The following is a 24648-nucleotide window of genomic DNA, read 5'->3' on the forward strand; positions in this document are numbered from 1 at the left end:
CTAGGACACCGTTGGCCTAGGCACGCGTTCCCAGGCGCACGGTTTCTTCCCTGACCCGCACCAGCAGCGATCTCGGCTCCACCTGCACAGTCACCTTAGTGGCGTCCCCGGAAGTATCGCCGTCGAGCTGGGTGGGCATGGGTTCGGGGCACTTGATGACCACCTTGCCGGAGCGGTAGACGCTCATGACGGGCAGATGCCGCTTGTGCTTGAACAGGATCTTGGCGTACATCGCCAGCCAGCCGACGGCGCTGCGGGGGCTCATGACCACCACATCCAGCATCCCGTCGTCGATCATGGCCTGCGGGATGAAGTCGATGCCGCCCGGAACCAGGCCGCAATTGGCAAACAGGATGCTGCGGATCTTCCTGGCCTGGTCCGGCTGGTCATCCAGCGAGATGGCGACTTTTTTCCTGCGCCCGGGCAGGTGCCGGACCCCCGCCTCCGTGTAGGCGAGCCAGCCGACGGCGCGCTTGAGGCCGTCGTTCGTGTCGCCCACCACCTCGGCGTCCATGCCGATGCCGGCGATGACGAGGAACGAGTGGCTCGAGGAGTGGCCGGTGAGCGAGTTCTCGATTTCCATCCGGGCCGTGTCGATGAACCGTTGGTGGCCGAAGAGAGCGGTCTGGATGCTGCCGTGCAGGTCGTAGACGTCCAGGTCCACGTTGCGGGCCAGCAGGTTTCCTGTGCCCAGGGGGACCAGGCCCATCGCCACCCCGGTGTGCGCCAGAGCCTCAGCCGCAACGCGCACCGTACCGTCGCCGCCGCCCACAAGGACGACGTCGGCTCCGTACTCCAGTGCCGCCCGGACCTGCGAGTGGCCCGGGTCCTCCGGTGTCGTTTCGAAGAACCGGGGCTCCTCCCAGCCGGCGGCCAGGCAGGCGCGCTGGATGGTGGCACGGGCCTCTTCGGCTTTGGCCTTGACGGGGTTGAGGATAACGGCCACGCGTTGGCGTTCCAGGCCGTGTTCGTGGGCTTCTTCGCGCACGGCGCTGCGGATATGCAGGGCCTTCAGCCTGCGCACGCCCCACCAGCTGGAGACGGCGAAGACCAGGGCTACAGCGATCAGGACGTAAAGAAGCAGGTCGCTCATGGTGCTCCAACACTATCCCGCCCGGGGTCTCCCGCAGATTCGATACCCTTGTCTGGTGATCGACGTAAAAGACCTCAGCGAAAATCCGGACAAGTTCCGCGCAAGCCAGCGCGCCCGCGGTGCGGACGAAACCCTGGTGGACGCGATCATCGACGCCGACGCCGCACGCCGCGCGGCACTGATCAGCTTCGAGAACCTCCGCGCCGAACAGAACATGTTCGGCAAGAAGGTGGCGCAGGCCAAGGGCGAGGAAAAGCAGGCGCTGCTCGCCGAGGTCCGCGAACTGGCGGGTGCGGTGAAGGCGGCCTCCGCCGAGGCCGACGCCGCCCAGGCCAAGCAGGAAGAACTTCTGCGCACCATTCCCAACCTCATCGAGGACGGCGTGCCGGCAGGCGGCGAGGACGACTACGTTGTGGTCAAGACCGTGGGCACACCGCGCGAATTCCCTGATTTCGAGCCCCGCGACCACCTCGAGATCGGCGAGCTGATCGGCGCGATCGACATGGAGCGCGGCGCCAAAGTCTCCGGGGCGCGCTTCTACTTCCTCCGCGGCGTGGGCGCCCGGCTGGAAATGGCCTTGCTGCAGATGGCCATGGAGCAGGCCATCGAGGCCGGCTTCGTCCCCATGATCACCCCCACCCTGGTGCGGCCGGAGACCATGCAGGGCACCGGATTCGATGTAAAGCACGACGCCGAGATCTACCGTCTCGCGGAGGACGACCTTTACCTTGTGGGCACCTCGGAGGTGCCCCTCGCCGGGTACCACGCAGACGAGATCCTGGACCTCTCCGCAGGCCCGATCCGTTTCGCCGGCCAAAGCTCCTGCTACCGCCGCGAGGCCGGCTCGCATGGCAAGGACACCCGCGGGATCATCCGCGTCCACCAGTTCAACAAGGTGGAGATGTTCATCTACACCACGGTGGAAGAGGCTGCCGCCGAGCATGAGCGCCTGCTGGCTTGGGAAGAGCAGATGCTGGCCAAGTGCGAGCTCCCGTACCGCGTGATCGACACCGCCGCCGGCGACCTCGGCATGTCCGCGGCCCGCAAGTTCGACTGCGAGGCGTGGGTCCCGACGCAGGGCGCTTACCGCGAGCTGACCTCCACGTCCAACTGCACCACCTTCCAGGCGCGCCGGCTCAACATCCGTGAGCGCGTGTTCACCGAGGACGGCAGCCCCAAGGGCACCCGCGCTGTGGCCACGCTCAACGGCACACTGGCAACCACGCGCTGGATCGTGGCCCTGCTGGAGCACCATCAGAACGCTGACGGCTCGGTCAACGTGCCCGCCGCCCTGCAGAAGTACCTCGGCGGCCTCCAGGTTCTCCCGGTTCTCTAAGCCCGATTCCGCACAGGGGGTAAACACTCACACCGGGGACAACCTGTGAATATTTACCCTCTGTTCACGCGCTGCTGTGCTCTGCGTCCTAGGCGGTGTCAGGGGCGTCTGCTCTACTAGGAAGCATGACTACACTGACTGAATCCTCAGCCGCCGGCATCGAAGACCGGCAAGAAGCACACCAGAAACTCATGATCGCCCTGGACGTTGACGGCACCCTAGTGGATCACGACGGCCACATGTCCGCTCCGGTCCGCGAGGCCGCACAGGCTGTGGTGGCGGCCGGGCACGAGGTAATGATCGCCACCGGGCGTTCGCTCAACGCCACGCTCCCCATCATCGAACAGATCGGCCTGGACCGCGGTTACGCCGTATGCTGCAACGGCGGCGTGACCCTGCGCCTGGACCCCGGACTGCCCAACGGCTACGACATCATTCACAAGGCCACCTTCGATCCGGGTCCGGCGCTGCGCGCCCTCCGCAAGCGTCTGCCGGCAGCAAAATACGCACTGGAGGACGAGGACGGTAACTTCCTCTCCACCGAGCGCTTCCAGGACGCGAGCTTCGGCGTCGAGGCCATCGGCGTGGACTTCCAGACCATGCTCGATGCCACGGCGGTCCGCGTAGTGGTCTTCAGCGCGGAGAACACGCCGGAGGAGTTCAACGAAGCCATCGAGCACATTGGCCTTGCCGGTGTGACCTATTCGGTCGGCTGGACCGCGTGGCTGGACATCGCCGCGGCCGGCGTCACCAAGGCCAGTGCACTGGAGAACCTCCGCAGCCGCCTCGGCGTTGATCCCGCCGCCACAGTTGCCATCGGCGACGGCCGCAACGACATCGAGATGCTCGGCTGGGCGGGCCGCGGGGTGGCCATGGGGCAGGCTCCGGAGGAAGTGGTCGCCGCCGCGGACGAAGTTACCAAGTCGGTTTACGACGACGGCGCCGCCCACGTGCTGCGCGGCCTCCTCTAAAGGGGATTCCTCTAGCGGGCGGGCCCGGTAAGGGCTCTTCCGGTAACGGGGGCTAGCGGACGTCGAGGATCAGCGCGAGCAGCCTGGCCGCCGCCGGCCGGGCCGCGTGCTCCTCGTTCCACTGCGACCTCGCCACCGCCTTGCTGACTGCCTGGGAGGTAATGCCGAGTTCGGCGGCCACGGCCTTCTGCTGGCCGCGCACCCCGGGGGTCATCAGGTCAAGAACGCGCCACTCGGCCTCGCTCCTGTCCCGGACTATGTGGCCCAGCAGACGGAGCACCGACTCTGACTCCGCCGCCACGTCCGGGAGCGGACCCTCCACGGCCACCGGGATGCGCTCTTTGCTGTTCCGGAGGCGGTCCACGGCCCGGCGGGCGTAGATGAGGCCGTGCCCGCTGGCGTCCTTGATCTGGTTCGGCAGCGGCTCATTCACAGGGCCCACGCCGATCCCCACATACCAGCTTCCGCAGCGGAGCGCGATCAGGGCGGCATCCACCGCCTGGTGCGGGCAATCCACGATTCCCTGCACCTCGTCCTCAACGGAGCGGTCAAAGTCCAGTCGCGCCGGGATATGCCGTAGGTCCTTGAGGAGATGCGGGACCCGGTCGCCGTCGCGCCGGCTGTCTGTTTGATTGATAGTCAGCGTGAACATGGTGGAAATCAGACTACCCGGTGCATACGCCGAGGCAAGCTGGGAGCCGACGGCACGTTACGGATCTCACCCCGGGGTAATACGGTCAACCCCGAACTGGCAGCTGATGACCTCAAAACCCGGATTTGAGGTCATCAGCTGCCAGTTCGCGCTTTAAAGAACGACGGCGGCCGGTGCGGTCCACGAGGAACCGCACCGGCCGCAGTCGGAGGCGGTGGGAACTAGTGCGCTGCCGGCACGTAACGCTTGATCGAAGCCTCAAGTTCGGCTTCGGCGGCGGCGCGGTCGGCCCAGCCTTCGGCCTTGACCCACTTGCCGGGCTCCAGGTCCTTATAACGGGTGAAGAAGTGCTCGATTTCCTTGATCAGGAATTCGTTGACGTCGCTGACTTCCTGGATGTGGTCGAACCGCGGGTCGGCCGGAACACACAGGACCTTGGCGTCCCCGCCGCCGTCGTCGGTCATGTTGAAGACGCCGATCGGGCGGGCTTCGACGATGACGCCCGGGTGCAGATCGAAGTCCTGCAGGAGCACCAGTGCGTCCAGCGGGTCACCGTCTTCGCCGAGGGTGTTCTCGAAGAAGCCGTAGTGGGTGGGGTACTGCATGGAAGTGAAGAGGACACGGTCCAGGCGGACTCGGCCGGTCTCATGGTCGACTTCGTACTTGACGCGCGATCCCTTGGGGATCTCGATGGTCACGTCATGCTTCATGGAATGCTCCTCGACGATTGCTTGGTGTGTTCGCGGCACACGCGATCAGCCAAAAATGGACTGTCGGTGCCGCCGACTACTATTGAGGATATAGCGAGACGCCCAGGTTTCAGGAACTAATGGGGTAATTTCAGGACTTGAGGACCAGCAGCATGAGCGGCACCAGGAGCACGGCGAGCGGCCGCGGCATGCTTTCCACAGTGGTCCGGAGCTGGCCCACATTCCTGCTCACAGTGCTCCTCCTGGCGCTGGCCCTTCCCGCCGGGATGCTCATTGCCCCCGCGCTGACCGGCCCGGCCCGGTCCACGGCCGAACCAGCCCAGACCCCGGCCTGGCAGTTGGTCCCGGAACGCCTGTCCGTGCCGCAGGGCATCGATCCGCTCAGCAACGCCGCACCGGTGCCGGTTCCCGCCGATGTTGCCGCCCGGCTGGACCCCGTCCTCAAAACCGACGGCGGCGGCTCCTTCACCGCCGTGGTCCAGGACGCCGCCACCGGCAAGGTCCTCTATGACCGCGAAGGTGCCACCAGCAGGATTCCGGCCTCCAACATGAAGCTCCTCACCGCCGTTGCCGCGCTGCGGGGCATCGGCCCAGAGGAACGGTTCAGCACCAGGGTCCTCGCCGGGCCGGCGGCCGAAACGCCGGGAGCAGCGCCGGCGGCTGCAACCCGGTCCGTCGTTCTGGTGGGCGGCGGTGACGTCCTGCTCGGCGCCGGCGATTCCGCCGAATCCAAGGTCCTTGGCCATGCAGGGCTCGCCACGCTGGCCAAACAGACTGTGGAGTCACTGCGGAAAGGCGGCTTCAAGGGGCAGGTCCAGGTGCTTGTGGATGATTCCCTCTTCACCGGTCCGGCGCTGAACCCGGCCTGGAGCCCGGATGACGTGGCGGCCGGCGAGACGGCCCCGCTGTTTCCGCTGGCGCTGAACTCGGCGCGGTTTGATCCCGCAGACACCACGGCTCCCCGGCCCCAGGACTCCGCCATCGCCTCGGGTGAGGCATTCGCTGCCGGCCTCAAAGCGGCAGGTGCCGCCGCCGGCCTCACGGTGGCACCCGCCGTCGTACGTCTTGACGGAAAACCGGCGGCGGACGCCAAAGTCCTCGCCGAGGTGCAGTCCGCGACGGTCAGCCAGCAGGTGGACCTCATGCTCCAGACCTCTGACAACTACCTCGCCGAAACCCTTGGCCGCATGACAGCTGTGGCGGGCGGCCAGCCGGGGACGAACGTGTCGGCCAAGGCCGCCGTTCTTGAGCAGCTCTCCGGACTGGGAATCCCCACGGACGGGATGATCGCCGCGGATGTTTCGGGACTGGCCCTGGCCAACCAGGTTTCCGCCCGCCAGTTCTCGGAGGTGGTTCGCGCCATCACCAACGGCAAGGACACCCGGCTCAGGGCGGCGCTGGCGGGGTTCCCCGTGGCGGGGCTGACGGGCACGCTCGGCGACAGGTACATCGACGAGTCCACAGCGGAGGGGGCTGGCCTGGTGCGGGCCAAAACGGGAACCCTGAATACGGTCATTGCGCTGAGCGGGTATGTGGTGGACGCCGACGGCAGGCTCCTGGTGTTCTCCTTCATCGGCAACGGCCTCACGCCGGGAGCCGAGGGCAACAAGCCGGCACTGGATACGGCGGCCGCGGCGCTGGCCGGCTGCGGCTGCAGGTAGGCGTGTTTCAAGCTTTCCGTGCGGCCCACTGCCGGTTCGCCGGTCAGCGAACTTAAGGCGCGGTGCAAGGCACGTATGTTCTGATGGAGCGTATGGAGTCCACTGCAAGCCAGTCATCCGCCCCTGCCCAGGCCCTCATCAACTGGGACCTTGCCGCGTCCGCCGCAGCACGGCTGGCTCCGCCCGGCCCGTCGCTGACTGCCGCCGAGATCGGGGACGCCGTCTCCCAGCTGCGGGAACTGGCAGATGCCTCCGTTCCGCACGTCCACCAGATCACCGGGCTGGAAGCTGCACGGGATCTCCGTGACTCATCCGTCCTCGTTGTGGACCGCGCCTCCTGGGCGAAGGCCAACACGCAGAGCTTCGCGGTGATGCTCAAACCCGCCATCGAAAAGATGCTGGAGAGCCGCCGCGGCACCATCAGCCCCGGAGCCGCCGCCGTCAGCGGGGCCATCACCGGCAGCCAGCTCGGCGCCGTGCTCGCATTCCTCTCCAGCAAGGTCCTGGGCCAGTATGATCCCTTCGCCGCGCTTGCCGAAGGATCGCAGGCGCCGTCGGGCGGCCGGCTGCTGCTCGTCGCGCCCAACATCATCTCTGTCGAGCGCGAGCTGAATGTCACCCCCACGGATTTCCGGCTCTGGGTGTGCCTGCACGAGCAGACGCACCGGGTGCAGTTCGCTGCGGCACCGTGGCTCCGGCACCACATGCTGAACGAGATCGACAACCTCAGCGGGCACCTGCTGGGCAACGTGGACTCCCTGATGGAACGCGCCTCGGCGGCCGCACGCTCGCTCAAGGACCGCGCCGCCGCCGGTTCCACTCCGGGCCGCGGCGCCATCCTCGATCTGCTGCAGGATCCCGAGGAGAAGGCTTCGCTGTCCCACCTCACTGCCGTCATGAGCCTGCTCGAAGGCCACGCCAACGTGGTGATGGATGCCGTCGACGCCAGCATCGTTCCTTCCGTGAAGACCATCCGGCAGCGGTTCAATGCCCGCGGCAAGGACAGGGGTGTCATCGAGAAGTTCATCCGCAGCCTTCTTGGCCTGGACGCCAAAATGAAGCAGTACAGCGACGGCGCCAAGTTCGTCCGCGCCGTGGTGGACGTGGCCGGGATGGACGGCTTCAACCGCGTCTGGGAGGCTCCGGCGAACCTGCCCACCGAGGAGGAAATCCACAACGCCAGGATCTGGCTCGACAGGATGGGCTTCTAGGTTCCCGTGCAGCACCTCCCCAACACTGCAGGCGGTCCTGTCCCCGGCAGTCCTGTCCCCAGCGGAAGGCGGCGGCCTGGCCGGCTGGCGCCGGTCCTCGGCACGGCACGGAAAATGCTGCAGGACACGCTGGCTGAAGCCGGCTATCCCGAACGCGTCCTGGTGGCCTGCAGCGGCGGCCCCGATTCCCTGGCCCTGGCTGCTGTGGCCGCCTACTTTGCGCGCCGCGGCCACGTGGACGGCCGGCCCGTTGCCGTGGGTGCGGTGGTTGTGGACCATCAACTGCAGCCCGGTTCCGCTGATGTTGCGGCGAGAACGGCTGAGACCCTCCTGGGCCTGGGCCTGGACCCGGTGCAGGTCCGCACTGTCGATGTCGCCTCCACCGGTTTCGGGCCGGAAGCCGCAGCCCGGGACGCACGCCATGCCGCACTCGAGGCGGCGGCAGGGGAGTGGGAAGCCGGCGCCATCCTCCTGGGGCACACACTCGATGACCAGGCGGAGCAGGTGCTGCTGGGCCTGGCCCGCGGCTCGGGCACACGGTCGCTGGCCGGGATGCGCCCTGCCCGGGGGAAGCTGCTCCGGCCGTTCCTTGGCCTGCGCCGGGCGGACACCCTGGAGATCTGCCGCGCAGAGGAGCTCGATCCCTGGCACGACCCCAGCAACGCCGATCCTGCCTTCGCACGTTCGCGGACCAGGTCGGAGGTCATGCCGGTGCTGGAGGAAAAACTCGGTCCGGGGGTTGCCGAGTCCCTCGCGCGCACCGCCGCCATCCTGCAGTTGGATGCCGATTATCTGGAGGACGTGGCCAACAGCACGTACGAGTCGCTCGCTGAGCGCGACGGACCGGACACCAGCCTCCCGGAGGCTGCCCTCACTGAACTTGCCCCGGCCATCAGGTTCCGGGTGATCGCGAAGGCGGCTGCCGGCGTCGGCGGTCAACAGCCCAGCTACCAGCGCCTTTTGGCGGCGGAAGCACTGCTGCGGCGGAAGGGCTCGGCCGGTCCGGTGGAACTGCCCGGCGGGGTCAGCGTGTACCGCCTCTCGCTTGCCGAGCTGCAGGACCGGGAACGTGCCCAGGGGCTGGGCGGGACGGAAGGCGTTCCCCGCGAGGCCGCCCGCTGTGGGAAGCTTGTATTCCGGCTTCATAAACCGTCCCGCAAATAGTCGCACCCGCATCTACACAGGAGCAATTGGTGGATTCATCCGACGTCCAGGCAGACCTCAAGCACGTTCTCTACACCAAGGAACAGATCCAGCAACGCATCACCGAGCTCGCGGCGCAGATCGACAAGGACTACGAAGGCCGTGAAATCCTCATCGTGGGCGTGCTCAAGGGTGCGGTCATGGTCATGGCTGACCTGGCACGTGCGCTGCACAGCCACATTTCCATGGACTGGATGGCCGTCTCCTCCTATGGCTCCGGCACGCAGTCCTCGGGCGTGGTGCGAATCCTGAAGGACCTCGATACGGACCTGATGGGCAAGGACGTGCTCATCGTCGAGGACATCATCGACTCCGGCCTCACCCTGTCCTGGCTGAAGACCAACCTCGAATCCCGCGGCACAGCGTCGGTGGAAATCTGCACCGCCTTCCGCAAGCCGACCGCCGCCAAGGTCGAGATCGACGTCAAGTACGTCGGCTATGACATCCCGAACGAGTTCGTGGTGGGCTACGGCCTGGACTACGCCGAGAAGTACCGCAACCTGGACTTCGTGGGCACCCTGGCCCCGCACGTCTACGAGTAAACTGCGCCGCTTTAGCTGACCGCGCCGCCGTCGAGCCCTGGAAACACGGCTCGACGGCGGCGCGTTCGTGCTCCCACCAGCCACTACGCCCTGAGGGAACTTTTGTATTACACCGTGCGTGAATTAGTCCTGACGGTGTATAGCTAGAAACGACGCAGCACCACACGCGCGCAGTCCTCGCGCCGTGCAGCACTACCAGGAGGGACGGGGCCAGCCCCCGAACAGATGAAAGCTAAGAGTTTCTTCAAGGGCCCGGGCATTTGGATCATTGTTGTGGTCGGCATGCTCCTGCTGGCGTTTGCAACATTGGCTCCGGGCGGCTCGACGCGCATCGACACGCAGCCGGGCCTCGAGCTCCTCTCCCAGGGCGGCAAGGTGGAACAGGCCAAGATCTTCGACGGCGAAAACCGCGTCGACCTGGTGCTGAAGGACAACCTCGTCATCGACGGCCAGGACAAGGGCAAAAACGTCCAGTTCTTCTTCGTCAATGACCGCGGCCCGGACGTCGTCAAGGCCGTGACAGCTGCCAACCCCTCCAAGGGCTACACGGACCAGCCGGTGGAGAGCAACTGGCTCTCGGGACTCTTCTCGCTGCTGGTGCCAGTGCTGCTGCTCGGCGTCCTGTTCTGGTTCCTCCTGTCCCGGATGCAGGGCGGCGGCTCCAAGGTGATGCAGTTCGGCAAGTCCAAGGCCAAGATGGTCAGCAAGGACATGCCCCAGGTGACCTTCGCGGACGTTGCCGGTGCAGACGAGGCCGTCGAGGAGCTCCAGGAGATCAAGGAATTCCTTGCAGAGCCTGCCAAGTTCCAGGCCGTCGGGGCCAAAATCCCCAAGGGCGTGCTGCTGTACGGCCCTCCGGGCACCGGCAAGACCCTGCTGGCCCGCGCTGTCGCAGGCGAGGCCGGCGTGCCGTTCTTCTCCATCTCGGGCTCGGACTTCGTGGAAATGTTCGTCGGCGTCGGCGCCTCCCGCGTCCGTGACCTCTTCGAGCAGGCCAAGTCCAATGCACCCGCCATCATCTTCGTTGACGAGATCGACGCCGTCGGACGCCACCGCGGTGCCGGCATCGGCGGCGGCAACGACGAACGCGAGCAGACCCTCAACCAGCTCCTGGTGGAGATGGACGGCTTCGATGTCAAGACCAACGTCATCCTGATCGCCGCCACCAACCGGCCCGACGTGCTGGACCCGGCACTGCTCCGCCCCGGGCGCTTCGACCGGCAGGTCTCCGTGGAGGCCCCGGACCTCGTCGGGCGCGACCAGATCCTCCAGGTCCACGCCAAGGGCAAGCCGATCGCGCAGGGCGTGGACCTCAAGGCCGTGGCCAAGAAGACCCCCGGCTACACGGGTGCAGACCTGGCCAACGTGCTCAACGAGGCCGCGCTGCTGACCGCCCGCTCCAACGCCAACCTCATCGATGACCGCGCACTGGACGAGGCCATCGACCGCGTCATGGCCGGCCCGCAGAAGCGCAGCCGCGTCATGAAGGAACACGAGCGCAAGATCACCGCGTACCACGAGGGCGGGCACGCGCTCGTCGCCGCCGCACTGCGGAACTCCGCGCCGGTCACCAAGATCACCATCCTGCCCCGCGGCCGCGCCCTGGGGTACACCATGGTGGTCCCGGAGAACGACAAGTACTCCGTCACCCGCAACGAACTGCTGGACCAGATGGCCTACGCCATGGGCGGCCGTGTGGCCGAGGAAATCGTCTTCCACGATCCGTCCACCGGCGCCTCAAACGACATCGAAAAGGCCACCGCCACAGCCCGCCAGATGGTCACCCAGTACGGCATGAGCGAGCGCGTGGGCGCGGTGCGCCTGGGCCAGGGCGGCGGCGAGCCGTTCCTCGGCCGCGACGCCAGCCATGAGCGGAACTACTCCGACCAGATCGCCTACATCGTTGATGAGGAGGTCCGCCGCCTGATCGACCAGGCCCACGACGAGGCCTACGCCATCCTCACCGAAAACCGGGACGTCCTGGACCGGCTGGCCCTGGAGCTCCTGGAACGGGAGACCCTGAACCAGGCCGAAATTGCCGACGTCTTCCGGGACATCCGCAAACGGGACTTCCGCGAGATCTGGCTGTCCAAGGAGACCCGTCCCGTCCAGATGGCAGGTCCGGTGGAGTCGCGGCAGGAGCGTGCCGAACGCGAAGCCCAGGAAGAAGCCAAGGAAGCCCGGCTCGAGGAACCGCTGGACGCGATTCCGCCGCATCCCCAGGGTGTTCCGGAGGACGCCTCCTTCCAAGGCGGAGTAACGGAAGCCGGACCAGACGGCCACCACGGCTAAGCTCTTTGGTGTGACTCACTTCGACGACGACGACCTCACCGCCACCGCCGACCATTCGGCGGTGGCCGGTTCCGGCCACCACCACAAGGTGGACAAGCCCCGGATTGAAGCAGCCGTGCGGGAAATCCTGTTGGCCATAGGCGAGGACCCGGACCGCGGCGGGCTGCAGGACACACCCAAGCGTGTGGCCAAGGCCTATGCCGAGGTGTTTGCCGGCCTGCACCAGGATCCGGGCAGCGTGCTCGGCACCACCTTCGACCTCGACCACGAGGAACTCGTGCTGGTGAAGGACATCCCGTTCTACTCCACCTGCGAGCACCACCTGGTGCCGTTCCACGGCGTCGCGCACGTGGGGTACATCCCCTCGCACGACGGCAGGGTGACCGGCCTGAGCAAGCTGGCACGCCTGGTGGACATCTACGCCCGCCGCCCGCAGGTGCAGGAGCGCCTCACCACGCAGATCGTTGAAGCGCTGGTCACATTCCTCAAGCCGCGCGGAGCCATCGTGGTGGTGGAGTGCGAACACATGTGCATGTCCATGCGCGGCATCCGCAAGCCCGGAGCCAAAACCGTCACAAGCGCGGTTCGCGGGCAACTTCATGACCCGGCCACCCGCGCCGAGGCCATGAGCCTCATACTCGGAAGGTAAAAAACAGACTATGGATTCCCTAGCTGCAGCACCTGGAACCGGCCCCGCAACATCACCCCTGCCCATCCTGCGCAAACCGCGGCCGGCAGCCAAGTTCGAAGCCCTGCCCACCGACCGCACGCTCGTCATGGGCATCCTCAACGTCACCCCCGATTCGTTCAGCGACGGCGGCAAGCACGCGACGGCGGACAGCGCCATCGCCGCAGGGCTGCGGATGTTCTACGCGGGGGCCGACATCATCGACGTCGGCGGCGAATCCACCCGGCCCGGCGCCGAGGAAGTCAGCCCGGAGGAAGAGCAGCGGCGGGTGGTGCCTGTCATCGAGGCTCTCGTGAAGGCCGGCGCGCTGGTCAGCATCGACACCACCCACGTCTCCACCGCCGAGGCCGCACTTAATGCTGGAGCGGCGATCATCAACGACATCTCCGGCCTCACCATCGAACCCGGCATGGCCGAGCTCGTGGCGAAGACCAAGGTGCCCTACGTCCTGACCCACCGCCGCGGCGACGCCAAGACCATGACGTCCCTGACGGAGTACGACGACGTGGCGGACGACGTCGTCTCCGAACTGAACGGCGTCCGCGACAAGCTGTACGCGGCCGGCGTCCTGCCCGAGCAGATCATCGTGGACCCGGGCATCGGGTTCTCGAAGACGGACGTGCAGAACTGGGAACTGCTGCGGAACCTGGACCGGCTCGACGCCATGGGACACAAGGTGCTGGTGGGTGCGTCCCGCAAGCGCTTCCTGGGCACGCTCCTGACGGTCGCCGGCAAGGCCGCGCTCCCGGAGGAGCGCGACGCCGCCACGGCCGCCATCACCGCCATCAGCGCCGCCCGCGGCGCCTGGGCCGTGCGCGTGCACGACGTCGGACCCAGCCTTGACGCCGTCAAAGTGGCCGCCCGCATGGCGGCCCCGGACCACGGCCGCTGACCAGGAAGGCCTAGCAGAACAGCCATGGACAGGATCTCGCTGACCGGTGTCACCGCCACCGGCTACCACGGGGTGTTCGATTTTGAGCGCCGCGAAGGCCAGCCGTTTGTTGTGGACGCCGTCCTGCACCTGGATTTCAGCCAGGCAGCGGAGTCGGACGACGTCCGCGACACCGCCCACTACGGTGAGGTGGCCGGACGGATCACCGACTGGATCACCGGCGAGCCCCTGAACCTGATCGAGGGTTTGGCTGTGCGGATGGCCGAGGGCCTGCTCAAGGAATTCAGGATCCAGGCCGTGGAGATCACGGTGCACAAACCCAAGGCGCCCATCGAGGTGCCCTTCGGCGACGTCGCCGTCAGCGTCTACCGGGAGCGGACATGAATCCGGCACCCGCACTGCATGAGAAGCCGGTGCATGAGCCGCCGGCACGGGCCAAGACCGCCTACACGCGGGCGGTGCTGGCGCTGGGCAGCAACCTCGGGGCACGGAACGAGACCCTGTCCGAGGCGGTGGCGGACCTTGTGGACCGCCCGGAGGTGCGGCTCCTGGCCGTCTCGCCGATAGTGCAGACCAAGGCCGTCGGCGGCCCCGCCGGGCAGCCGGACTTCCTTAACATGGTGATTTCGGTCGAAACGTCGCTGGAGCCGCTCGAGCTTCTCAAGCACTGCCAGTCGGTGGAGAACAAGCACCACCGTGTGCGTGAGGTCCACTGGGGTCCGCGGACGCTCGACGTCGACGTGATCGTCTACGGTGACCTGAAGAGCGACGATCCGGTACTCACACTGCCCCACCCGTTTGCGGCAGTGCGGGCCTTCGTGCTCTTCCCCTGGGCCCAGATGGACCCCTCCGCCACCCTGAACGGGCAGCCGGTGGGGGAGCTTGCCGCCAGGGCCGCCGACTTCCCGGACCTGCAGCCGTTCGACGGTTTCGGGGACTTCGACGGCGTGCCCGACGGCGGGGCGGTGGAACAGCCGTGAAGCCCGTGAGTCCGCTGCTGCTCGCAGTCGTGGGCATTGCCCTGGCCATCGCCGGCTGGTCCGCTGCCGTCCTGACCGTCCGGTACGGCATGGCCACGCCAGTCCTGCCGGCCACGGCGCTGGTCACCATGGGCGTGATCGTGGCCCTGACCCTGGTGCTGGGCATCCGCGTGCTCCGCTGGCGGAACGGCAAGAAGAAGAAAATGCTGAACCCCATCCTGGCGGCGTGGACGCTGGTCCTCGCCCAGGCCTGCGCCTACACCGGCGCGATGCTGCTGGGCTGGCACGCCGGGATCTTCCTGGACCAGCTGCGGTTCTGGAGCATCCGCAGCGGGCTGGACGTCACCTGGCTGGCCCTCGGGATGGCCGGCGGCGGGCTGGTCATGATCGTGGTGGGGCTCGTCGTCGAACGCTTCTGCAGGATCCCGCCGGAGGACGGCGAGACTGACGCCAGCAAAGGCCTGCCGGGCCATGGCCGGGGCAAGGCCAAGGGGGAAGGCGAGTATGCCTACCGCGGCGATTGATCCGCCCGGGATCACCTGGCTGCGCGTGTCCCCGAAGTACGTCACGGTCCGGCTCGTGGAGTGGGCCCTTGGCAACATGGTGGTGGTGGCCGTGCTGAGCCTGCCGCTGGTGTTCGTCCGGCTCGGCTGGTGGCGCTGGCCGCCGCTCTGGCTGGCCATCGGCATTCCGGCCTTCATGCTGCTGCTGGCGCTGTGGCGCCTGGTCCTGATCCCGCGGCAGGTGCGCGCCATCGGCTACGCCGAGCGCGACGACGACCTTCTCATCCGCGGCGGCATCTTCTTCCAGCGCGTCATGGTGGTGCCGTACGGCCGCATGCAGTACGTGGACATCAGCGCCGGTCCGGTGGAACGCGGGCTGGGCCTGTGCACCCTGAAGCTGCACACGGCGTCCGCCGGCACCAACGCCGGCATTCCGGGACTTCCCGCCGCGGAAGGCGCCCGGCTCAGGGAACAGCTCTCGGCGCGCGGCGAAGCCAGGCTGGCCGGGCTGTGAGCCCCGGCGGCCTCGCTTCCGGAAAGCCCGACGGAGAGTGGCTGCGTGTGCACCCGGCGACACCTTTCGTACGTGGCTGGGTTGCGCTGGCGGCCATCGGCTACTTCTTCGGGCGTGACAGCTTTGAACGGATGCTCCAGGGCCAGCCGCTGATCGATGACCGCATCGCCGGCCGCGCCCCGTGGCTTCTGGGCGGCGGGGCATTGATGCTGGTGCTGGCGGTGCTGGGCTTCATCCTGTCCTGGTACTTCACCCGGTACCAGGTGGCGGAGGGCTACGTCCGGGTCAACACGGGCTTCCTGTTCAAGCAGCAGCGGCAGGCGCGGCTGGACCGCGTCCAGGCCATCGACATCGTCCAGCCGCTGCTCGCCAGGATCTTCGGCCTCGCGGAACTCAAGTTCGAAGTTGCCGACGCCGGCGAGTCCGCCGTGCGGCTGGCATACCTGCGCATCGACGACGCCCGGCAGCTGCGCGCCACCATCCTTGCCCGCGCGTCGGGAGTCCGGCTGGATCCCGAGCACCCCGAAGCAGCCGCTGCCGAGGCCCTGGAGCAGCAGGTACTGCAGGTCCCGCCGTCGCGCCTGATCGGTTCGCTCCTGCTCAGTGAGCAGAGCGTCTTTGTGGTCCTGGGCGCCGCGGCATCCGTGATGCTGTCCGCGCTCACCGAGAACAGGGCCTTTTTCCTGTACCTGATTCCCGCGGCGCTCGGCCTCATCGCCGCGTACTGGAACTCTTTCACCAAGGGCTACAACTTCACAGCAGCCATCTCCCAAGACGGCATCCGGCTCCGGTACGGACTGCTCGACACGCAGGCGCAGACCCTCCCGCCGGGCCGGATCCAGGCGCTTAGGGTGGCCCAGCCGCCGCTGTGGCGCCTCTTCAGCTGGTACCGGATGCAGGTCAACGCCGCCGGATACGGGGCCGGAGCGAACAACGGCGAGGGCGGCTCCCGCACCACGCTGCTGCCGGTGGGAAAGATGGACGACGTCCTGAACATGCTGGCCCTCGTGCTGCCCGATCCGGGAACCGCCGATCCACTGCGCGTATTCCACCAGGGGGTGAACGGGCTGGATTCCGACGCCGGATTTGTCACCACGCCGCGCCGGGCACGGCTGCTGGCGCCGCTGGGCTGGCGGCGCAACGCCTTCGCAGCCACGGACACCGCGCTGCTCATGCGGTCGGGCCGGTGGTGGCGGCAGCTTGTGGTGGTGCCGCACCAGCGGACGCAGTCCATTGCGCTGCAGCAGGGACCACTCGCCCGCCGGTTCGGCCTGGCAGATCTCGTGCTGCACACCACCGCCGGTCCGGTGGCGCCGCGGGTGATCCAGGCGGACATCCGGGAGGCGCAGGCGCTCTTCGACGCCCAGGCAGCCCGCGCCCGCGCCGCCCGCCGGCGCCAGACAAGCGAACAGTGGCTGGCCCAGGTCGCCCCGGCCGGGCCGGTTGGGCTCGGGCCCACGGACGCCGGGTTGGTTGAGCCCGTCGCGGCTCCGCTGGTTGGGCCCGTCGAAAACCCGGACTCACACCCCACTCCCACAGCACCCCAACAGGAAGGCCAGCAACGTGGCTAAGCCAGGACGCCTCGGCGTCGGAATCATCGGTGCCGGCAAAGTGGGCGCCGTCCTCGGTGCGGCGCTCCGCGGAGCCGAGCACGCCGTCGTCGGGGTTTCCGCCGTCTCCGACGCGAGCCGGGAGCGGGCCGAAACCCTGCTGCCCGGCGTTCCCGTCCTGGAGATCCAGGACATCGTGGAACGCGCGGAACTGGTGCTCCTGGCCGTTCCGGATGATGCCCTCGGCGGACTCGTGGAAGGGCTGGCCAAGCTCGGCGCCTGGCAGCCCGGCCAGCTCGTGGCGCACACGTCAGGCCGGTTCGGCGTCGGTGTGCTGCATCCGGTCCGGGCGGCCGGTGCCGTGCCCCTGGCGCTGCACCCGGCCATGACTTTCACCGGCATGAGCCTGGACCTGACCCGCCTGCTGGACTGCACGTTCGGTGTCACGGCGGACGCAGCCATGCTCCCCATCGCCCAGGCACTCGTCGTCGAAATGGGGGCCGAACCTGTGGTCATCGCCGAGGGCGACCGCACCATCTACCACGCGGCCCTGGCCCACGGTTCGAACCATCTGGTCACGCTCGTGGCGCAGGCGTCACAGCTGCTCGCCGAGGTGGGTGTGGAGAGTCCCGGGCGAATGCTCGGGCCGCTGCTGCGGGCAACCCTGGAGAACGCGCTCGCCTCCGGAGAGTCGGCCCTGACGGGTCCGGTGGCGCGGGGGGATGCGGGCACGGTCGAGGCGCATGCCCGCGCGCTGCGCGAGCACGACGGCGGCACCGGCGGCGACATCCTCGCGGCGTACCTGGCCATGGCGCGGGCCACCGCCAGGCGTGCTGAAGGGCGGGGTTTGCTGAAGCCGGATCAGGCGGACAATATTCGTACTGCACTTGAGGGCACCGATGACGACGGCCCGGCAGAGGGCCGTGACGGACTTGCATGAAAACGGCCACCGGGCCAAGGGAGGACACTGACATGGCAATCCGACTCGTAACGACGGCGGAATCCCTCCGTGCGCAAAGCCGGCTGCTGCTGACCCAGAAGAACGGCTCGTCCCTGGGCCTCGTGCCCACCATGGGCGCCCTGCACGAGGGGCACGGGCGGCTGGCGCGGGCCGCCGTCGAACAGAACGACGTTGTGGTGGCCTCCATCTTTGTCAACCCGCTGCAGTTCGGCGAGGCGCAGGACCTGGACCGGTATCCGCGGACCCTCGAGGCGGACACGGCGCTGTTGGAGGAGCAGGGCGTGGACCTGGTCTTCGCGCCGTCGGTCGAGGAGATGTACCCGGGCGGGCAGCCGATGGTCCGGGTCACCTCCGGTCCGCTGGGAGAGAAGTGGGAGGGCGCCTCCCGGCCCGGGCACTTCGACGGCGCGCTCACCGTGGTGGCCAAGCTGCTGCACCTGGGTATCCCCGGCACCGGCCTTCCCGGCGGCAGCGCCTTCGTCGCCGGTTCCGGCGGCGGGCTTCCGGCGTACCGCGCCTACTTCGGGCAGAAGGATGCCCAGCAGCTGGCCCTCGTGCGCCGGATGGTGGCAGACCTGAACTTCCCCGTGGAGATCGTTGCCGTGCCAACGGCCCGCGCCGCCGACGGGCTGGCGCTGTCCAGCCGGAACCGCTTCCTCTCGGACGAGGAACGGGAGGCAGCGCTGGTTCTGTCCCGTGCGCTGCACCTCATTGAGGAGCGGGCGAACGCGAACGAACCGCTTGACGTGGGCTCGGCCAGGGCCCTGATCGAGTCCCAGCCCCTGGTCCAGCTCGACTACCTCGACGTCGTGGATCCCGTCACGCTGGAGCCCCTCGCCGAGAACTGCCGCGAGACACCCTTCCGCGGTGAAGGGCTCGCACTGGTTGCCGCGAAGGTGGGAGCCGTGCGGCTGATCGACAACGTGCCGCTCAGTTCCTAACGGCTTTATCCCAGTGACTTAAACCGCGAGTGCAGGGAAGGGCGGTGTACGGGGAATGTGCGGGGCCACTACACTGTTGGAGTCTGCAGCGGCGCCGACCGCCAGCCACCACTCCAACTCCCTGAGGGCCTCGCCATGTCTACCAAAGTCACGTCCGATTCGTCTGGCGAACCTGCCCGGGAGCCGGCCGCTCCCGTCGTAACGGCGGCCGGTGCGCCGACGTCCCCGGCCCCAGCACCGCCGTCGGACAGGATGTCCCGCGAATCCGTGACGGTGATCGTCACGCTGCTGGTGGCCACCTTCGTGGTGATCCTGAACGAAACCATCATGAACGTTGCCCTGCAGCGGCTCATGGTGGACCTGCGCGTGGATGCCCCCACCGTCCAGTGGCTCTCCACCGGATTCATGCTGACCATGGCCGTGGTGATTCCGACCACCGGCTTCATCCTCCAGCGGCTCTCGACCCGGTCTGTCTTCCTCCTGGCGATGGGCCTCTTCGCCGGCGGTACGGCGCTCGCCGCCGCGGCGCCCGGCTATGAAATCCTCCTGCTGGCACGGGTCATCCAGGCCGGCGGCACCGCCATCATGCTTCCGCTGCTTATGACCACCATCCTCACTCTGGTGCCGCTGGCCCGCCGCGGCGCCGTGATGGGCAACGTCAGCATTGCCATTTCTGTTGCACCGGCCATGGGACCCACGGTTTCCGGTTTCATCCTGCAACACTTCTCCTGGCGCTTCATGTTCATCTTTGTCCTGCCCATTGCCCTGGCCGCTCTGGCCATTGGTGCCAGGTTCCTCACCAACGTCGGCGAGACCGAAAAGTCCAGGCTCGACTTCCTCTCCGTGGTGCTGACCGTCCCCGCCTTCGGCGGCCTCGTCTACGGCCTCAGCCAGATCGGTGGCGGCCACGGCGGCAGCAGCGGCCCAAGCACGCTGGCCGTGGTGGCGCTGGTTGTAGGCGTGGCCGGCCTTGCCGCGTTCACGTTCCGCCAGCTCCGGCTGCAGAAATCCGAGGCCCCGCTGCTGGACCTGCGGGCCTTCAACTTCCGGATGTTCACGGTGTCCGTGCTGCTGATGGTGGTGTCCATGGTGGCCCTGTTCGGCGCCGTGATCCTGCTGCCGCTGTACCTGCAGGAAATCCGCGGCCTGCAGTCGCTCGAGACCGGCCTTGCCCTGCTGCCCGGGGGCCTGGCCATGGGCCTGCTCGGCCCGGTGATCGGCCGCCTGTTCGACAAGGTCGGCCCGCTGCCGCTTACGGTCACCGGATCCTCGCTCATGGTCCTGACGCTATGGCAGTTCGCAATGCTCGACGCCGGCACTCCGGTCTGGTGGATCGTCACCTTGCACGTCGGGCTCAGTTTCGGGCTCGCGCTGCTCTTCACCCCGGCCTTCACCACCGGCCTGAACCCGCTGCCGCCGCACCTGTACTCGCACGGCTCGGCCATCATGAGCACCCTGCAGCAGGTGGCCGGCGCGGCGGGCACGGCGCTGCTCGTGTCCATCTTCGCCTTCGTTTCCGCCGGCTCCGGCCTCGTCGCGGGCATGAATGCCGCGTTCCTGACGGCGACCGTCATAGCCGTTGCCGCCGTCGTACTCTCCACCATGATGCGGAAAACGGCAGGCGCAGAAGGCGCACCCGCCGCCCACTAAGCGCCGCATTAAAGAGCAACGCGGGGTCATTTCGCGCCCAATCCGGAGGGTTAATTGGGCGTGAAGTGACCCCGCGTTGCTTTTTGGGTTCAGCCGGCGAAGAACTCGCTGAGCTCGGCGATGAGCTTGTCCGGGGCGCGGTTGGCGCCGTCGTGCCCGAAGCCCGGCAGGATGGTGTAGCTGGAGCCGGAGAGGACGTCGTGGATCTGGCCGCAGGCCACGCCGAAGTACGCCGGGCTCTTCTCGCCCACGATGATGAGCGTCTCCAGCGGCAACGCCAGGAACGGTTCGGCCGGCATGTCCGCCGCGATGATCGCCTTGATCTCCCGGACGCCGGTGCGCATCATTTCGCGCATCTGCTTGCCCACCGACGTTCCCGCCGTGAGCTTATTGGCAAGGGTCATCATGGACAGTGGCATGCGGGAGGAGAAAGCGCTCTCGGCCTCAAGCCCGCGGAGCAGGACCGCGAGGGCGCGGTCGTCGTCTCCTGCCGCAGTCGCCCGTTCGTATTCGGTGGTCCAGTCGGCCGTGACGCTGTGGTTGACGGAGACCGCGGGATCGTAGACGGCGAGCCGTTCCACCGGGAGGGTCCGCGCCGCGTGGATGGCCACGGCGCCGCCGAAGCTGTGGCCGAAGACGTCGGTGCTGGCCGTGTGCTTCATGACGGTGTCGAGGTCGCGGATATCGACGTCCAGGGTGTAGTCCCCGGCCTGTTCGGAGGAGGCGCCCCGGCCGCGCCGGTTGAACGTGTGCACCGGCCGGCCGAGGGAGGCGCTGAGCTTCTGCGCGAAGCGGGTGTAGTCCGCCGCCGTCACCATGGAAGCCGTAACCACAACCACGCCGGAGCCGGCCGTGGCCAACTCAGCGCCCGTGCTGAACAGCTCGAGCTTGCCGCCGTCGGGTGTGCTGATGATCTCGCGAGTCATGCTCCGAGCCTATCGGAGGCCGGCCTGTGCTGACAGCCAGTGGCTACCTGCGCCGGCGCTTGCTGCCCAGTGGCCGGACGGTTCCGTCGGTGCCGTTCAGGAAGCGCGCCATCCGGATGGCCAGGCGCTTGCCCGGCCGGATCGGCCCCTCGTGCAGCTGGCCCGGAACCACCGCGAAGTCGATCGCCGGCACGGCCTGCGCCAGCTGCCGGCCGGTGTCGGCAAAGTAGCCCGGGCTCCAGCCGCCGCTGAGCATCAGCGTGGGGGTGGCCAGTTCCGTGTAATCCGCGAGCTCCGCGTCGGCGTCGAGCACCGCCCGCATCTCCTTGACGGCCGTCGGCAGCAGCTCCCGCATTTCCGCGCCGACGTTGGTCCGGGCCGACAAGATGCTCAGCATCCGCAGCGCGCCGAGGGGCAGGTACGACAACGGCCCGGCCGTGGCCAGGCCCTGCACCAGATGCGCCCATGCGTGGTTGAGCTGCCCCTCCGTCACGGCCTGCTCCAGTTCCGGCCGCCAGCGGTGGCTCAGGTTGCCGGAAAGGGACACCGCTGCGTCGTAGGTGACGAGCCGGCGCAGGGGCATGTCGCGCGCCGCCTGGAGAGCCACGAAGCCGCCGAAGCTGTGCGCCACCACGTCCTCCGAACCCGTCGCCTTCATCACGGCGGCGAGGTCACGGATTTCGGTCGCAACGGAATAGTCATCCGGCTGGGGCGCGGAACCGCCGCGGCCGCGGCGGTTGTAGCAGTGCACCGGCCGGCTCAGCAGGAGGCTCAGGTTGCGGGCGAACGGGCGGTACAGCGCGTCGGTCACCAGTGTTCCGTGGATAACGACGACGCCGGGCGCCGTCACCGGGGCCGGGTCACCTTTCGCGGAGGCGCTGCCGGCGGTGCTGCCGCCATTGGCGCGGGTGAGCGCGGCGGGCCTGAAGGAGTGCACCTCAAGCCGGCCGCCGTCGTCGTCCGTTTCAACTGTCCACGTCTCCACAGCCCGAGTCTATGCCCCACCCCCTCCGGAGTTTTTGTACAGATATTCGACCCAAATGGCCCGGGAAGTCCGAATATGTGGACAAAAACTCCAAGGAAGGAGGTCCCGAACGCCGATGCGGCAAGTCCCGGTAAACTTGATGACTGTGACTTCCCAAAACACCCCCGCCCCCAAGAACGCCCCAGAACCGCTCGACGCCAGCGAACAGATGCGCATCCGCATGGACAAGCGCGCCAAGCTGATCGAACGCGGGTCGGAGGCGTACCCGGTGGGTGTTGAGCGCACGCACTCGCTCAGCGAGATCCGCGAAAAGTACGCCCACCTGCAGGCCGACGAGACCACCGGCGACGTCGTGGGCGTCACCGGCCGCGTGGTGTTCGTCCGGAACACGGGAAAGCTGTGCTTCGCCACGCTGCAGGAAGGCGGCACCGACGGCAAGGGCACCCGGCTGCAGGCCATGCTCAGCCTGGCGAACGTGGGCGAAGAGGCCCTTGCGGACTGGAAGGCCCTGGTCGACCTGGGCGACCACGTCTTCATCAGGGGCGAAGTCATCTCGTCCCGCCGCGGTGAGCTCTCCGTCATGGCCGAGTCGTGGTCCATGGCGTCCAAGGCACTGCGCCCGCTGCCGGTGCTGCACGCCGAACTCAACGAGGAAACCCGCGTCCGCCAGCGCTACGTGGACCTGATGGTCCGCGACGAGGCCCGCGAGATGGTCTACACCCGCGCCGCCATCACCCGCTCCATCCGCGAGACCCTGTTCCGCCACACCTACGTCGAGGTGGAAACGCCCATTCTGCAGCTGGTCCATGGCGGCGCCCTGGCCCGTCCGTTCGAAACGCACATGAACGCGTTCGACCAGAAGATGACCCTCCGCATCGCCACCGAGCTGTACCTCAAGCGCGCCGTGGTGGGCGGCATCGACCGCGTCTACGACATGGGCCGCGTCTTCCGCAACGAGGGCGTGGACTCCACCCACAGCCCGGAGTTCACCACGCTTGAGTGCTACGAGGCCTGGGCGGACCAGTTCGTCATGGCCGAGCGCATCAAGGAGATCATCCTGGACGCCGCGGACGCCGTGGGGGCCGGACGCACGCTGCAGACCGAAGCCGGGGAGATCAACCTCGACGGCGATTGGGCCTGGGTTGCTGTTTACCCCGGCCTTTCCGAGGCGGTGGGCCAGGAGATCACCCCGGACACCACGCTCGAGGAACTGCGCGCAGTGGCCGAGAAGCACGATGTCAAGGTGGACCCAAAGTGGGACGCCGAGAAGCTGGCTGTGGAACTCTTCGGCGAAATCGTGGAACCCACGCTGCTGAACCCCACGTTTGTCTACGACTACCCGCCGTCGGCCCAGCCGCTGGCCCGCCCGCACCGTGAGGACGGCCGCCTGATCGAGGCCTGGGACCTGATCATCGGCGGCATGGAGCGCGGCACCGCCTTCTCCGAGCTTATTGACCCGGTCATCCAGCGCGAACGCCTCACCGAACAGTCCATGCACGCAGCAGCCGGCGACGCCGAGGCCATGCAGCTGGACGAGGACTTCCTCCGCGCGCTGGAGTACGGTGCCCCTCCCATGGGCGGCATCGGCCTGGGCATCGACCGCCTGGTCATGCTCTTCACCGGCGCGGGCATCCGCGAAACCATTCTCTTCCCGCTTCTGAAGCCCGAAGGCCACTGATGATGGACTACGTCGCCGTACTGCTGCCCTCGCTGGTAGTTGGCTTGCTCTTTTGGTTTGCAATGAAGTCGATCTTTAACGCGGACAAGGCAGAACGCCAGGCCGAAGCACGCGCGCAGGCCGAAGCCGACGCCCAGGCGGCAGCCGGAGACGATTCCCCAGAGCCGCCGAGTAAATCAGACAAATAGCAGGCGAATTTTAATACCCGCAGTTATCCCCAAGGAACCATTGCGTGTTTTGACGCGTTGGCTTAATGGGGGAGATACTTCAGGTGGAAACATCCTGCTTTTCTGATTACACACCTTTCCAAAAGAGAGATTTTTGATGGCACAGAAAGTCAATATCGTCCTCGTGGACGATCTGGATGGGGGATCTGCGGACGAAACCGTTCGCTTCGGCCTCGATGGCGTCGGTTATGAAATTGACCTGTCCTCGGCCAACGCTTCAGAACTGCGGTCGTCACTGGAACGCTTTGTTTCAGCCGGCCGCAAAACGTCCGGCGGCCGCCCTACCCGTGCAAAGGCACCGGGTGGACGCAGCCAGGACTCTGCCCAGATTCGCCAGTGGGCGCGGGACCACGGTTACACCGTAAACGCGCGCGGCCGTATTCAGGCAGAAATCCAGGAAGCCTACCAAAAGGCCAATTCCTAGCCTGGTGCCCTGACAGCCAGTCAGTGCACAAAAAGTTCTGAGCATATGTGCGGCGCCC

The 24648-nt window shown here is 67.4% G+C and carries 24 protein-coding genes and 2 pseudogenes; 20 read left to right on the top strand and 6 right to left on the bottom strand.

All coding sequences use genetic code 11. The features are described from left to right. Together AC57BR_RS13915 and AC57BR_RS13920 are read right to left on the bottom strand one after the other, a co-directional pair. Positions 1 to 60: pseudogene (locus AC57BR_RS13915) on the bottom strand (hypothetical protein); the annotation flags it as partial. Then, positions 47 to 1093, bottom strand: a pseudogene (locus AC57BR_RS13920) (diacylglycerol/lipid kinase family protein); the annotation flags it as partial. The pseudogenes AC57BR_RS13915 and AC57BR_RS13920, both read right to left, overlap by 14 nt. A 55-nt stretch (positions 1094 to 1148) precedes the next feature. Here AC57BR_RS13920 and serS point away from each other — a divergent pair. Then, entirely contained in the window at positions 1149 to 2429 is a 1281-nt protein-coding gene (gene serS, locus AC57BR_RS13925; RefSeq protein ID WP_496361519.1) for a serine--tRNA ligase, read from the top strand. 125 nt (positions 2430 to 2554) lie between these two features. Continuing rightward, complete coding sequence (locus AC57BR_RS13930) at positions 2555 to 3400, top strand: HAD family hydrolase (RefSeq protein WP_496361521.1); 846 nt, start codon at positions 2555 to 2557, stop codon at positions 3398 to 3400. Positions 3401 to 3452: 52 nt separating this feature from the next. Here AC57BR_RS13930 and AC57BR_RS13935 read toward each other — a convergent pair whose 3' ends face one another. After that, positions 3453 to 4052, bottom strand: coding sequence for a hypothetical protein (locus AC57BR_RS13935; RefSeq protein WP_496361523.1), 600 nt, complete (start codon positions 4050 to 4052; stop codon positions 3453 to 3455). A gap of 221 nt (positions 4053 to 4273) precedes the next feature. Further along, positions 4274 to 4762, bottom strand: coding sequence for an inorganic diphosphatase (locus AC57BR_RS13940; protein ID WP_003799714.1), 489 nt, complete (start codon positions 4760 to 4762; stop codon positions 4274 to 4276). Positions 4763 to 4914: 152 nt separating this feature from the next. On the opposite strand from AC57BR_RS13940, the gene dacB reads away from it, so the two are divergent. From dacB to AC57BR_RS14015, 15 genes are all read left to right on the top strand, one after another. After that, on the top strand, positions 4915 to 6423 hold the full coding sequence (gene dacB / locus AC57BR_RS13945) for a D-alanyl-D-alanine carboxypeptidase/D-alanyl-D-alanine endopeptidase (protein WP_496361526.1): 1509 nt from the start codon (positions 4915 to 4917) through the stop codon (positions 6421 to 6423). Between the two features lie 92 nt (positions 6424 to 6515). After that, entirely contained in the window at positions 6516 to 7634 is a 1119-nt protein-coding gene (locus tag AC57BR_RS13950) for a zinc-dependent metalloprotease (protein ID WP_496361528.1), read from the top strand. A 114-nt stretch (positions 7635 to 7748) separates the two neighbouring features. Next, entirely contained in the window at positions 7749 to 8798 is a 1050-nt protein-coding gene (gene tilS / locus AC57BR_RS13955; protein WP_496361530.1) for a tRNA lysidine(34) synthetase TilS, read from the top strand. Positions 8799 to 8827: 29 nt separating this feature from the next. Then, entirely contained in the window at positions 8828 to 9379 is a 552-nt protein-coding gene (gene hpt / locus AC57BR_RS13960; protein WP_003799723.1) for a hypoxanthine phosphoribosyltransferase, read from the top strand. A 225-nt stretch (positions 9380 to 9604) separates the two neighbouring features. After that, on the top strand, positions 9605 to 11671 hold the full coding sequence (ftsH, locus tag AC57BR_RS13965) for an ATP-dependent zinc metalloprotease FtsH (RefSeq protein WP_496361531.1): 2067 nt from the start codon (positions 9605 to 9607) through the stop codon (positions 11669 to 11671). Between the two features lie 10 nt (positions 11672 to 11681). Beyond that, entirely contained in the window at positions 11682 to 12320 is a 639-nt protein-coding gene (gene folE / locus AC57BR_RS13970; protein WP_496361532.1) for a GTP cyclohydrolase I FolE, read from the top strand. A 10-nt stretch (positions 12321 to 12330) separates the two neighbouring features. Further along, a complete protein-coding gene (gene folP, locus AC57BR_RS13975) occupies positions 12331 to 13251 on the top strand; it encodes a dihydropteroate synthase (protein ID WP_496361533.1) in 921 nt (306 codons plus the stop codon). Between the two features lie 24 nt (positions 13252 to 13275). After that, positions 13276 to 13635, top strand: coding sequence for a dihydroneopterin aldolase (gene folB, locus AC57BR_RS13980; protein ID WP_003799734.1), 360 nt, complete (start codon positions 13276 to 13278; stop codon positions 13633 to 13635). After that, entirely contained in the window at positions 13632 to 14231 is a 600-nt protein-coding gene (gene folK / locus AC57BR_RS13985; protein ID WP_496361534.1) for a 2-amino-4-hydroxy-6-hydroxymethyldihydropteridine diphosphokinase, read from the top strand. The genes folB and folK overlap by 4 nt, the downstream gene beginning before the upstream one ends. Then, positions 14228 to 14755 (top strand): DUF3180 domain-containing protein, encoded by a 528-nt coding sequence (locus AC57BR_RS13990; protein WP_496361535.1) that lies wholly within the window; start codon positions 14228 to 14230, stop codon positions 14753 to 14755. Before folK ends, AC57BR_RS13990 begins: the two co-directional genes overlap by 4 nt. Then, positions 14736 to 15248 (top strand): PH domain-containing protein, encoded by a 513-nt coding sequence (locus tag AC57BR_RS13995; RefSeq protein WP_496361536.1) that lies wholly within the window; start codon positions 14736 to 14738, stop codon positions 15246 to 15248. The genes AC57BR_RS13990 and AC57BR_RS13995 overlap by 20 nt, the downstream gene beginning before the upstream one ends. Beyond that, positions 15245 to 16819 carry a PH domain-containing protein gene (locus AC57BR_RS14000; protein ID WP_496361539.1) on the top strand — a complete coding sequence of 525 codons (1575 nt, stop codon included), beginning with the start codon at positions 15245 to 15247 and terminating at the stop codon, positions 16817 to 16819. The genes AC57BR_RS13995 and AC57BR_RS14000 overlap by 4 nt, the downstream gene beginning before the upstream one ends. After that, positions 16812 to 17738 (top strand): Rossmann-like and DUF2520 domain-containing protein, encoded by a 927-nt coding sequence (locus AC57BR_RS14005; protein WP_496361541.1) that lies wholly within the window; start codon positions 16812 to 16814, stop codon positions 17736 to 17738. The genes AC57BR_RS14000 and AC57BR_RS14005 overlap by 8 nt, the downstream gene beginning before the upstream one ends. Positions 17739 to 17770: 32 nt before the next feature. Further along, on the top strand, positions 17771 to 18700 hold the full coding sequence (locus AC57BR_RS14010; RefSeq protein ID WP_496361543.1) for a 4-phosphopantoate--beta-alanine ligase: 930 nt from the start codon (positions 17771 to 17773) through the stop codon (positions 18698 to 18700). 135 nt (positions 18701 to 18835) lie between these two features. Next, a complete protein-coding gene (locus AC57BR_RS14015; protein ID WP_496361545.1) occupies positions 18836 to 20350 on the top strand; it encodes an MDR family MFS transporter in 1515 nt (504 codons plus the stop codon). 89 nt (positions 20351 to 20439) lie between these two features. Here the strand turns inward: AC57BR_RS14015 and AC57BR_RS14020 are convergent, their stop codons facing one another. Both AC57BR_RS14020 and AC57BR_RS14025 read right to left on the bottom strand, forming a co-directional pair. Further along, positions 20440 to 21276, bottom strand: coding sequence for an alpha/beta fold hydrolase (locus AC57BR_RS14020; RefSeq protein ID WP_496361547.1), 837 nt, complete (start codon positions 21274 to 21276; stop codon positions 20440 to 20442). Between the two features lie 43 nt (positions 21277 to 21319). Further along, positions 21320 to 22261, bottom strand: a complete 942-nt coding sequence (locus tag AC57BR_RS14025; RefSeq protein ID WP_496361549.1) for an alpha/beta fold hydrolase — start codon at positions 22259 to 22261, stop codon at positions 21320 to 21322. Positions 22262 to 22400: 139 nt separating this feature from the next. Between AC57BR_RS14025 and lysS the strand changes: the two genes are divergently transcribed. From lysS to AC57BR_RS14040, 3 genes are all read left to right on the top strand, one after another. Then, complete coding sequence (gene lysS / locus AC57BR_RS14030; RefSeq protein ID WP_496361551.1) at positions 22401 to 23939, top strand: lysine--tRNA ligase; 1539 nt, start codon at positions 22401 to 22403, stop codon at positions 23937 to 23939. 2 nt (positions 23940 to 23941) lie between these two features. Further along, positions 23942 to 24127: a hypothetical protein gene (locus AC57BR_RS14035; RefSeq protein ID WP_496361852.1), complete on the top strand. Its 186-nt coding sequence runs from the start codon at positions 23942 to 23944 to the stop codon at positions 24125 to 24127. Between the two features lie 136 nt (positions 24128 to 24263). After that, positions 24264 to 24590 (top strand): histone-like nucleoid-structuring protein Lsr2, encoded by a 327-nt coding sequence (locus AC57BR_RS14040; RefSeq protein WP_307099115.1) that lies wholly within the window; start codon positions 24264 to 24266, stop codon positions 24588 to 24590. Positions 24591 to 24648: the final 58 nt, after the last annotated feature.

The organism is Arthrobacter sp. BGA-UO-ETr-C19 (assembly GCF_059568005.1).

Bases quoted from the DNA above. Each gene is read 5' to 3' on its own strand.
- AC57BR_RS13930 (WP_496361521.1), top strand. From the start codon at position 2,555: ATGACTACACTGACTGAATCCTCAGCCGCCGGCATCGAAGACCGGCAA.
- AC57BR_RS13935 (WP_496361523.1), bottom strand. From the start codon at position 4,052: ATGTTCACGCTGACTATCAATCAAACAGACAGCCGGCGCGACGGCGAC.
- AC57BR_RS13940 (WP_003799714.1), bottom strand. From the start codon at position 4,762: ATGAAGCATGACGTGACCATCGAGATCCCCAAGGGATCGCGCGTCAAG.
- dacB (WP_496361526.1), top strand. From the start codon at position 4,915: ATGAGCGGCACCAGGAGCACGGCGAGCGGCCGCGGCATGCTTTCCACA.
- AC57BR_RS13950 (WP_496361528.1), top strand. From the start codon at position 6,516: ATGGAGTCCACTGCAAGCCAGTCATCCGCCCCTGCCCAGGCCCTCATC.
- tilS (WP_496361530.1), top strand. From the start codon at position 7,749: ATGCTGCAGGACACGCTGGCTGAAGCCGGCTATCCCGAACGCGTCCTG.
- ftsH (WP_496361531.1), top strand. From the start codon at position 9,605: ATGAAAGCTAAGAGTTTCTTCAAGGGCCCGGGCATTTGGATCATTGTT.
- folP (WP_496361533.1), top strand. From the start codon at position 12,331: ATGGATTCCCTAGCTGCAGCACCTGGAACCGGCCCCGCAACATCACCC.
- folB (WP_003799734.1), top strand. From the start codon at position 13,276: ATGGACAGGATCTCGCTGACCGGTGTCACCGCCACCGGCTACCACGGG.
- folK (WP_496361534.1), top strand. From the start codon at position 13,632: ATGAATCCGGCACCCGCACTGCATGAGAAGCCGGTGCATGAGCCGCCG.
- AC57BR_RS13995 (WP_496361536.1), top strand. From the start codon at position 14,736: ATGCCTACCGCGGCGATTGATCCGCCCGGGATCACCTGGCTGCGCGTG.
- AC57BR_RS14010 (WP_496361543.1), top strand. From the start codon at position 17,771: ATGGCAATCCGACTCGTAACGACGGCGGAATCCCTCCGTGCGCAAAGC.
- AC57BR_RS14015 (WP_496361545.1), top strand. From the start codon at position 18,836: ATGTCTACCAAAGTCACGTCCGATTCGTCTGGCGAACCTGCCCGGGAG.
- AC57BR_RS14020 (WP_496361547.1), bottom strand. From the start codon at position 21,276: ATGACTCGCGAGATCATCAGCACACCCGACGGCGGCAAGCTCGAGCTG.
- lysS (WP_496361551.1), top strand. From the start codon at position 22,401: ATGACTGTGACTTCCCAAAACACCCCCGCCCCCAAGAACGCCCCAGAA.
- AC57BR_RS14035 (WP_496361852.1), top strand. From the start codon at position 23,942: ATGGACTACGTCGCCGTACTGCTGCCCTCGCTGGTAGTTGGCTTGCTC.
- AC57BR_RS14040 (WP_307099115.1), top strand. From the start codon at position 24,264: ATGGCACAGAAAGTCAATATCGTCCTCGTGGACGATCTGGATGGGGGA.